At 58.0% G+C, this 9418-nt stretch carries 8 protein-coding genes and 2 pseudogenes; 5 read left to right on the forward strand and 5 right to left on the reverse strand.

The window, feature by feature from the left end:
- Window positions 1-306: 306 nt before the first annotated feature.
- Together NKI16_RS33425 and NKI16_RS33430 are read right to left on the reverse strand one after the other, a co-directional pair.
- Entirely contained in the window at window positions 307-1005 is a 699-nt protein-coding gene (locus NKI16_RS33425) for a thermonuclease family protein (protein ID WP_352797378.1), read from the reverse strand.
- 123 nt (window positions 1006-1128) lie between these two features.
- On the reverse strand, window positions 1129-1401 hold the full coding sequence (locus NKI16_RS33430; RefSeq protein WP_352797380.1) for a hypothetical protein: 273 nt from the start codon (window positions 1399-1401) through the stop codon (window positions 1129-1131).
- Window positions 1402-2324: 923 nt separating this feature from the next.
- On the opposite strand from NKI16_RS33430, the pseudogene NKI16_RS33435 reads away from it, so the two are divergent.
- A pseudogene (locus tag NKI16_RS33435) lies at window positions 2325-2603 on the forward strand (integrase core domain-containing protein); the annotation flags it as partial.
- Between the two features lie 124 nt (window positions 2604-2727).
- On the opposite strand, the gene gmd reads toward NKI16_RS33435, so the two are convergent.
- From gmd to NKI16_RS33450, 3 genes and pseudogenes are all read right to left on the reverse strand, one after another.
- Window positions 2728-3798, reverse strand: coding sequence for a GDP-mannose 4,6-dehydratase (gene gmd / locus NKI16_RS33440; RefSeq protein WP_352924703.1), 1071 nt, complete (start codon window positions 3796-3798; stop codon window positions 2728-2730).
- Window positions 3799-3929: 131 nt separating this feature from the next.
- Window positions 3930-4246: pseudogene (locus NKI16_RS33445) on the reverse strand (nodulation factor ABC transporter ATP-binding protein NodI); the annotation flags it as partial.
- A gap of 438 nt (window positions 4247-4684) precedes the next feature.
- The gene (locus tag NKI16_RS33450) at window positions 4685-5089 is read right to left on the reverse strand and encodes a hypothetical protein (protein WP_352924705.1); all 405 of its coding nucleotides are present in this window, start codon (window positions 5087-5089) and stop codon (window positions 4685-4687) included.
- A gap of 247 nt (window positions 5090-5336) precedes the next feature.
- Between NKI16_RS33450 and NKI16_RS33455 the strand changes: the two genes are divergently transcribed.
- The 4 genes from NKI16_RS33455 (at window position 5337) to NKI16_RS33470 (ending at window position 8660) form a co-directional block, all read left to right on the forward strand.
- Window positions 5337-5492 (forward strand): hypothetical protein, encoded by a 156-nt coding sequence (locus NKI16_RS33455; RefSeq protein WP_352483792.1) that lies wholly within the window; start codon window positions 5337-5339, stop codon window positions 5490-5492.
- Window positions 5493-5885: 393 nt separating this feature from the next.
- Complete coding sequence (locus NKI16_RS33460) at window positions 5886-6875, forward strand: nodulation protein NodZ (protein ID WP_352517223.1); 990 nt, start codon at window positions 5886-5888, stop codon at window positions 6873-6875.
- Window positions 6876-7027: 152 nt separating this feature from the next.
- Window positions 7028-7189: a hypothetical protein gene (locus NKI16_RS33465; RefSeq protein ID WP_352479197.1), complete on the forward strand. Its 162-nt coding sequence runs from the start codon at window positions 7028-7030 to the stop codon at window positions 7187-7189.
- Between the two features lie 55 nt (window positions 7190-7244).
- Window positions 7245-8660 (forward strand): mannose-1-phosphate guanylyltransferase/mannose-6-phosphate isomerase, encoded by a 1416-nt coding sequence (locus NKI16_RS33470; RefSeq protein ID WP_352479100.1) that lies wholly within the window; start codon window positions 7245-7247, stop codon window positions 8658-8660.
- Window positions 8661-9418: the final 758 nt, after the last annotated feature.

A 9418-nucleotide genomic window follows, 5' to 3' on the forward strand; every position in this document is an offset into this window, starting at 1 on the left:
AGGGCCCAGGCACCACGGTAGGTCCACTGGCCATAGCTTGCCAGCTTTTGACTCATCACAGTCTGCATTTTACTCGCCCCCCCCCGACAGGGCGACATCACGCCTTGATCGCCTGGCAGCATACACTTAACGGTTTTGAAAGTCTTAGTTAAGGCGTCTTCTCTCTATTGTCGCAATAACTTTTTCTGCCCTTCAGATATAGAATACCTCGTCAAAAAATGGGGTTAGCAGACCGCGCCGCCCATGCATGGTCTTCGTTAGATCGGTGTAAGCGGAAAGCCGAACAGGCCGTAGCGCGCATTTCAGCTAGCAGAGTGTTTCGCATGGGATCCCATCCTTGTCGCGATCGAGTTTTCCGCCCCATGAGCAGTTTTGCAGGTACCAGTTGGCTTCGTCGCAGGAACCGATCTGCTTGCACGTTCTCCGCGGCTCGCAAGAATAGCCGCTCTGCGCGACCAGCTTACGGCTGATGATGCCCAGTGGGCGGCTCGACGGCGCCGCGCCGTCGGCGTGCGCAGCGCGCCATTCCCAGGGTGCCTGAAACGTCCCGGCCCACAGGCCGATCTTTGAGGCTTGGGCTTGCGCCTGCTGCCCCGCATAGGCGCCCTGGCTGTAGTGAGGCCAATCCAGCGCCTGGCCGTGCTGGACCATCCAGGCGGCCACGCCCGTGCCGTCGGCGCGCCGACAATCGCCGACAAAGCGGTGGTAGCGATCCCACGTCACGAATGTGCATTCGAGCGGCCTCGACGCGGCCAGGAAAGTGTCCAGCGCTTCGGCCGATCGCCGGCCGCAAGGATACTCGGCGCCATTCGCATCGCGGCACAGCTGTCGGCTCTCTGGCGCGTCGATGCCGTTGAAGCGGACGCGCTGGCCGTGGATTTCGATCGTATCGCCGTCAATGACGGATGCGACACCGGTAAGCAAGGCGGGCGCCGCCCTTCGTGGGCTGGCCTTTGATGCATCGTCGCTGCGTTGCGCGCCCGACGGCGCCAGGAAGGCAGCCACTGCCGCCGCTGCCGTAAGACTGAGCATTGCCGGCACGCTCGCAAGTTGGCGCCGCCACAGCTTGGCACCGGTGGGTCTCTGCCACCGATTGGATCGATATTTGCGGTATGGCCTGCTCATCCGCTACGCCGACCAGCCCGGCCATGCGCTGTCGACCATGGGCAGGCCGGCGCAATAGTAATCGTCAACGAACCGCCCGGTGGACCGGTCGCGGCAGCGCCAGATAACGTTGTAGTTCTGGCCATAGAATTGGTCCCACGCGACGCCATAGATTTGTGGTGGCGGTGGCCGGTAATATGTTCCGCCTCCATAGCCGTTGTTGGCAGCGACACCCACAGCTGCGCCGCCGACAGCCGCGACCGCTATTCCTGTCGCGACAGCATTGTCGGTTTTCACAAGCCTGGTGCACTTCTCTGCTGTTGCGCGCCTGCGCACTAGAAGGGCCGCTACCCGACTACGATACTGTTCGTCCGTGCTGCTGGCGAGAACGTGACATAGCGCAACGGTATTCATTGCCGTGAGATCGCTGTCCGACACGACAGTGCTCGTAGAGCAGCCGCTGACGCACAGGGCTGCACTTGCGATGAGTGCTCCAATTTTCATGTGAATTCCCCCAAACAAATATTGGGGCGAGTCCGACCTAGAAGTCCAGAGTTTTGTTTTTCACATTGCTACGATTCACAGCATGCTGCGGCTAGCTGGCATCCACTGCAACCAACTCTTCCGCCGGTCGTTGACTGATGCTGGGTTGATCTCAGCCACTCCAGAACTTGCCCGCTGGCTCAAAACCGGCGGGCTTTTTTTCCGCGACGCCGGAAGGCTCTATCTCGCCGCATGTTGTGGTACATCGGCACGCCGTCATCGGGCCGTGCCGTTGACCAAGGTGGTCCCTCCGCCATGGTCGGCCGGCGCAGCCTTGACCGTCCGCGCGGGCCATCCCAATCAAGCCCGCTGGCTTCGGTCGGCGGCTTTTTATTTGATCCCCGGCGCCGTCGGCTTGGATCTAGATCCTCGCCAGTGCCGGATTTGAAGGTAAGCTGCGGCGGTATGATCGCACTTCGCGCGGGACGGACCATTGGTGTGCAGCAAGAGCGCCGAGTTCATTCGGCCAAGATTCTGCACTAGGCCGAGGTAGGTGAAGGCAGATAGCTATCCGGTAATCGCTGAGATATTGGAGATAATGTTCCCCCATGGAGGTGTGTACCAGTATTATAAGTTTCCAAACTTCATGTACGAACGCCGTGGACGAGCTGCTGTGTGCGCTTGCCGTAAATCGCTTCCGCGAGTTCACAGTCGGAGGTTGGCTAGGACCCTAACGCGAGAGCTTCAACGGCCCCCTTCGCGATGAACTCCTCAACGAGACGCGGTTCACGTCCCTGGCCCAGGCCCGCGCGAGGCTCAATGTATGGCGCGCCGATTACAACGGCGCGCGTCCGCACTCGCACATCGGATGGCAGACACCCAACGAATGTGCATCGACCTTCAACCCGCGACGGTCGCTCGCGCTGCGCAACGTGAAACGCTCCGCGCCAGCACCCGTCGCGTCCACTGGCCATCAGGGCAAATCCACCCGCGGAAACGAACTCAAGACTGGATAAAATTTGGGGGAAACGTCAGGGCGGCCATAACTTTGCAGTCTTCAGACGCGAGGCGGCCTACAACAGCGCTGCCCACCATGCTTGTGGCCCGCGACCCACACGGCTTTTCCCTTCAGATCGTACATTATGCTTCCTTCATGATTACCGATGTCTGCATGACCTTGAGGTCTTCCCGCACCATTTCCGCGGCGAGCTCGCGCACGGATGTCTCATGCACCCAGCCGAGCTTCTCCTTCGCCTTGGTGGCATCGCCCAGGAGAAGATCGACTTCCGTGGGGCGGAAGTAGCGTGGGTCTACCTGGACTAGGCATCTGCCGGTCTCGACATCATAGCCCTTTTCGTCGACTCCCTCACCACGCCATTCGAGCTCGACGCCGACATCTTTGAAAACCCATTCGACGAATTGGCGGACAGGGGTCGTCTTGCCCGTCGCCAGCACGTAATCATCCGGTTGATCCTGCTGCATCATCATCCACATACCACGCACGTACTCACGCGCATGGCCCCAATCGCGTTGAGCATCGAGATTGCCGAGATAAAGCTTGTCCTGCTTGCCGAGGTAGATAGCAGCGGCGGCGCGGGTGATCTTGCGCGTCACAAAAGTTTCGCCGCGCAGTGGGCTTTCATGATTGAAGAGAATGCCGTTGGAAGCATGGATACCATAGGCCTCGCGATAGTTGACCACGATCCAGTAGGCGTAGAGCTTGGCGGCGGCGTAAGGGCTGCGCGGATAAAAGGGCGTTGTTTCGTTCTGCGGTACGGATTGCACGAGGCCGTAGAGCTCTGAAGTCGAGGCGTGATAGAAGCGGGTCTTGTCCTTCAGACCGAGAAGGCGGATCGCCTCAAGAAGTCGCAATGTTCCGATACCGTCGGCGTTTGCTGTGTATTCCGGCGTTTCGAACGACACCTGGACATGGCTCTGAGCGGCCAAGTTGTAAATCTCGTCTGGCTGGGATTCCTGAACTACTCGGATGAGATTAGTCGCATCAGTGAGGTCACCGTAATGCAAAATTAGGCGCGGATCGGGATCGTGCGGGTCTTGGTAGATGTCTTCGATGCGACCCGTGTTGAAGGAAGAGGAACGTCGCTTAATCCCATGAACGACGTAGCCTTTTTCCAGCAGAAGACGCGTGAGATAGGCACCATCCTGTCCCGTTATGCCCGTAACCAGAGCAACTTTCCTGTTCTCGCCCATTTTCTTCCTGCTCTATGGTAGTTGAAGTTTCGAATCTGGCTCGCCACACCGGCGGCCCGCCTCATACCCTATGGTAGGATTTCGACAGATGCGGCGCGGAGCTCGTCATTGACAGTGTCAGCCAGCGAGCACACCTGCTCCTGCTTCGAGGCATAGCAAAACAGAGTCTCGCCGCTAACCTGCCTAAGTCGCACATGCGGCCTGAGTGCCGAACTCAGCTCACGGGGTGAGCGACATAGATTTCAATCACGTCGCACCCGATTTGCTCATCAATCAGCGAGTTAGGACGCCCTTCTGGGATTCTACATCCGTTCTCAAGCACGCACAGTCGGTTGCCCAGCCGCTCCGCTTCTTCCACGAAGTGGGTGGCCAGTGGAATCGTATTGCCCTGCGCCAACAGGGCACGTAGCAGTTCCCAGATAAAATGGCGAGCATGTGGGTCCAACCCACACTAGAACTCCACCATCCCTCTTTTGCGCTGACCAAGTAATCTTTGCCTGCTTCAGCGTCTTCTAATGGAAATTGTTTTGATCAGTGAAATCGATTGTTTGGATGAGGTGCATCCATAAAATGGATTGTTTGACAGGGCAGCGCGGCACCATCGGCGGCACAAAGTCGTGGGCGCGAGGTTTCGCTCCGCGCGAAGACAAAGTTCGTGGCAGTCGGGGGCTTGGGCGAACCGCACATCTGAGACGGCGGCGAAAAGCCGGGTAGGGCATTACGTATTGACCTCCAAGGAATTTCGGGCGCGCTAGCCCGAAAACGGTGGCTGGGCTTCAACGATGGGCGGGACGAGGCGACCATCAAACTGTGATTCATACTGTAGGCGATCGCAGTGCGGCGAATTTGAACGGCCGCCTTTGCCAGCCCTCGCCATCGCATCCGGCTACAGGTGCCGAAGATCTTCTCGATCCGAGTACAAATTCTGTGGATCGGTTGGTTCCATGCGTCGAGCTTTCGGCCTCGTCGCGCCCCCACATAGCGGTTGCGACGATGCGCGGCCTTCCACCCTTGGCGCGCACCGCGTCGCCGAGATGATTGCCTCGGTAGGCGCTGTCGGCAAACACTTCGCCGGGATTGTCGGGCAGAGCATCAGGAACGGCGTTGCCGTCCTCGGTGTGGGCGCCGTGACGGCGATCTCCTCGACAAGGGCCGTATCGGCGTAGGCACCGAAATGGGCTTTGAAGCAATGAAACGCTGGTCGGCGCTTGTACTTGACCCAATGGCCCTCTTCATCATCTTCGCTGGCCGAGGCGATGATCGCCGCATCGACAGGCGTGCCGATCTTCACCTGGATCGCTGAACTGGCGGGTGATCTCGGCGAACAACAGGGTCATGAACCTCAAGGGCCTGTCGAAAACGGACGAGAGCGGGTTCGCACAGGTGTCCGCTCTGACACCGAGAACCCGCAGAACCGTCGGAACGATCCTCCACATGGCTGCAGACGCCAAAATTCCTCTCCCGGCCATCGTCGCACAGCATCGCGTGCCAGTCGCTCAGTCCAGCCGGCTCGAAAGCTATCCGGCAGGAGTTGCGCCATGTTGGCGCACTTGAAAGCGTCAGAGGGCGCCGTGTCGCATCTTTCGATGGGACCGGACGCCATGATGGCCATAAATGACGTGGATGGCCTGCGCCTGACATTCGACGGCTGGCGGGTCCTGCACATCCGTCCTTCAGGAAACGCCCGCAAATGACATGTTACGTTGAGGCAGTTAAGAATTGGACTTGAAAAAGGGACTTTGTGGACTGCCTCGACCGGCTGTTTCGCTTAGCAAAGCGCGGCCCCACGTCAGCAGAGGCTCATGGTCAAGGAACGCCTTAGTATCCATCACATGGATGGGCCACATTCACGCAATCAATTTTACACATGTCGCCGGGCGCATTAGAGAACGCTGAATTTAAACCGGAAGCGAGTGTACCCGGCGTCAAGATTTGCGAGCGTCACAGAGATAAGGATAGGCAGTGCTGAGGAGCTCTTCTGCCCCACGCGCAGCCTCTACCAAATCGCCCGGCGTAACGGTCGACTAGTATCGATTAAGAGATCCCAAGTCAGATGCAACCTCGTCTCTGAAACGAGATTTCCGAAAATGCAGGTCAGTGGATTGGTAAAGCGCAGGTTCGTCGTCTCTCAGAGGCGTACGGGGTTCGGTGATTGTCTGTGGTCGCTGGCGGCCGCTTGGCGCTACGCTCAGCGGTCGGGACGAACGCTAGCCGTCGACTGGCGCGGGTCCTGCTATCTCGACCAACCCTTCACAAATGCCTTTCCGGTGTTCTTCCAACCGATCAATGACATCGCTGGCGTACCGGCTATTTGCGACGACCGGATCAACGACTTTTCCTTCCCGGGTCCATTCTTCCCGGAGTGGTGGAATAGGCCAGCGATCGACTGCCTTTACCGCCCAGATGAGCAGATTTTCCAAGAGCGCGACGAGTTGGGCGAGCTCTTTCAGGCCGAACACGATGTCGAAGCGAACACAGTAGTGTGTGACGCTTGCTTGATGTGGCGCTGCGATGAGGATGCCGAGCGGCAGGTCTTCCAGAGTGTCAAGCCTCGGTCTGAAATTCAAACACGCATAGATGCCATTTACCAAGAATGTTTTGAGGGGCACAGCATCATCGGGGTTCATGTTCGACATGGTAACGGTGAAGACATCATGGACCATGCGCCCTACTGGGCCGATCCGGAGTTCGCCGTTCGACAAGTGTGCACTGCGGTTGATAAGGCTAAAGCGTTGCCGCACCCCAAGCCTGTGCGGCTGTTCTTGTGCACGGACAGCGCGCAAATCCTGGATCATCTGTCGGCCAAGTTTCCCGATCTTCTCACCGTCCCCAAGCATTTCCGATCCGATCAAGACGGCCCCTTACACACTGCAGCACTTGGGATGGACGGCGCAATTTCCGCCCTCGTTGAGATGTATCTTCTCGGGCGCTGCGATACTGTAGTTCGGTTTCCTCCGACGAGCGCCTTTACACGATATGCACGCCTTTTCGTACCGCGGGTAATTGAGTTCGATCTGAAGGACCCAAGTCGTTTGATTTTGATAGAAGGCAGCCAAAGAGTCTCTCATCTTGATTAAGACCGCTACCTGGGCAATTCGGCAAATGGAACGAACAGGCATAGAGACATCGACCGCAATCCACGAGAGGCGGGCCATGGCATACGCTAAATGTCCCGCAGCTGCTCAGCTTGATCCGCAGGCTTGAGGATCCGGACACACTGCAGCAGTTCTTGGCTCCATTCGGGACTGTTGCCGACGTCGATGAAACCAACGGCCTTAGGGCACGAATACAGAATGACGAGATCATTCATCTGCGGCCGTCCGGCAACGCGCCAGAACTTCGCTGTTACTCGGAGCGCCGCAAGACCATCCTAGAGCGACGGCGGTCGTGACGCTGACGCTAAGGGCGCGGGCAATGACGTCCAGAGACGAAATCGAGGTTGTTTAATGAAAGTGGTTCCCGTCATCATCAGCGGTGGAGCCGGATCGCGGCTATGGCCCGCTTCGAGGCAATCGCACCCCAAACCTTTCCTTAAAGTAGCAGATGGACATTCTCTCATTCAGCACACTGTGCTGCGCGTCGGTTCGATAAAGGGCGTAGTGGAACTCGTCGCCGTGACATCTGGGGAACACCTCTTCCTTACCAAGGACGAGTTCGACGAACTAGATTCCGTGGTCCTGCCACGCACCTTTTTGCTCGAGCCTGAAGGCCGGGATACGGCCGCAGCCGTTGCGGCAGCCGCCATCCATGCCAAGGCAACGCAAGGCCCTGACGCGATTCTATGCGTCTTCCCAGCCGATCACATGGTTGGCAACCTGCCTGCATTTTTAGACGTCATGTGCCGGGCCATCGAACATGCGAAGCTCGGGCGGATCGCCACATTGGGCATCACCCCAACCAGACCGGACACGGCATTCGGCTATATCGAAGCGGATGGTGAGAAAGTCGTCCGTTTCGTTGAAAAACCGGATCTGGACACAGCCAAAGCCTATGTCGCGTCCAAGCGCTTCTTCTGGAACGCCGGCATTTTCTGCTTTAGCGCACAAACCATGCTCGACGAGATGGCATCGCATTGCCCCGCGGTGATCCAGGCCGCCTCCGACAGCTACGAGAACGGGCGCTTCAGTCAAGGCGAAGGCTTTGCCAAAATCGAACTCGCGCCTGAGCATTTCGGCTCCGCCCCGCGAATCTCGCTCGACCACGCTGTCATGGAGAAGACGAACAAACTTGCCGTGGTTGCCTGCGACATGGATTGGAACGACATCGGATCCTGGAACGCAATGGCCGATTTGATCGCCCCCGACGAAAGCGGGAACAGGATACGCGGCGATGTGCATATGGTCGACACGACCGGCAGCTATGTGAGCTCCGACAAGCGCGTCATCGGCACGGTCGGTGTCAGCGATCTGGTGATCGTCGATTCCCCGGACGCTTTGCTTGTCGCATCCCGCGACCGCGTTCAGGACGTCAAGAAGCTGTTCGAGGGCCTCAAGGCTTCAGGACATGAAGCTCACCTGGTCCATAGCACGGTACACCGGCCGTGGGGTACCTACACGGTTCTTGAGGAAGGCGAGCGCTTCAAGATCAAACGCATCGAGGTGAAGCCCGGTCGGCGGCTGAGCCTGCAGATGCACTATCATCGTTCGGAGCACTGGGTCGTGGTCAGCGGCTCCGCGAAAATCGTCAATGGCGAGCAGGAGTTGTTCCTGGCGACAAACCAATCAGCCTACATCCCCTGCGGCCATAAGCATCGGCTGGAGAACCCAGGCAGAATTGACCTGGTGATCATTGAAGTGCAGAGCGGCGATTATCTCGGCGAGGATGATATCGTTCGCTTCGACGACGTATATGGTCGAACGTAGATTTCACCCGCATGACGAGAACGGTCAACGTGTCGCTGACTAATTACCACTAGGAAGGCCGTCTGCCCACTCAGGACCGGATGCTTGTGGAATCGGGAATTGACCAAGGCAGCGGCGAATGACCGCAATCGGCATCAGGGTGGGACAAATCAACCGGAAAAGACCGGAGAGCATAGTAACGCAACACAGTCCCACTGTCGAATAGCCTTTGATATTTCTGACTTTCCAAGCACCCTCAGGGCCCACCAAAATTATATCAATGGCTTATGGCCGACTTCGCTCTGAAGTGGGCCAAATCGACCTCGCTATCCCCGCAGCACTCAGTTCGATTGTTTTCTCATGAAAACGAGCAAGGACCGGGGGAGGGCGATCTTGTGCTGGCTTCTATGTCCAATCTTGCTCCTGTTCGTCGTCAGGTTGTGTGCAGCCACATAGCGCGGCTATCGCGAGGCTGGAAGGCCTCCGATCGATAGGTGCGGCGAACGGCGGCAACGAGGTGCGAATAGGATGGCTGAGCGTATGATCGAGAATACCGCAGTTGCGGTCTAGCGCGAAATGCAGCGTCTGTGACTCATCGGTCATTGCAGCGGGAAATCATGACCCTAAGCCGCCCTTCATCAGCCCACCAGCGCCCAGAAGAAGGCGAAGATCCGTCACAATGCCTACCTGTACCGTAAGCGGGTAGCTGATGCCGTTCAGCGGTGGTAGTTCCAAGGCATGAGCGCCTCGATAGCGCTGTTTGGCCAGCCATTGGCGAT

Source organism: Mesorhizobium sp. M0698, assembly GCF_040320455.1.
Taxonomy (GTDB): domain Bacteria; phylum Pseudomonadota; class Alphaproteobacteria; order Rhizobiales; family Rhizobiaceae; genus Mesorhizobium.

Excerpts from the sequence above, each read along its gene's own strand:
- NKI16_RS33470 (WP_352479100.1), top strand. The coding sequence starts at position 7,245 with ATGAAAGTGGTTCCCGTCATCATCAGCGGTGGAGCCGGATCGCGGCTA.
- NKI16_RS33460 (WP_352517223.1), top strand. The coding sequence starts at position 5,886 with ATGCAGGTCAGTGGATTGGTAAAGCGCAGGTTCGTCGTCTCTCAGAGG.
- NKI16_RS33455 (WP_352483792.1), top strand. The coding sequence starts at position 5,337 with ATGTTGGCGCACTTGAAAGCGTCAGAGGGCGCCGTGTCGCATCTTTCG.
- gmd (WP_352924703.1), bottom strand. The coding sequence starts at position 3,798 with ATGGGCGAGAACAGGAAAGTTGCTCTGGTTACGGGCATAACGGGACAG.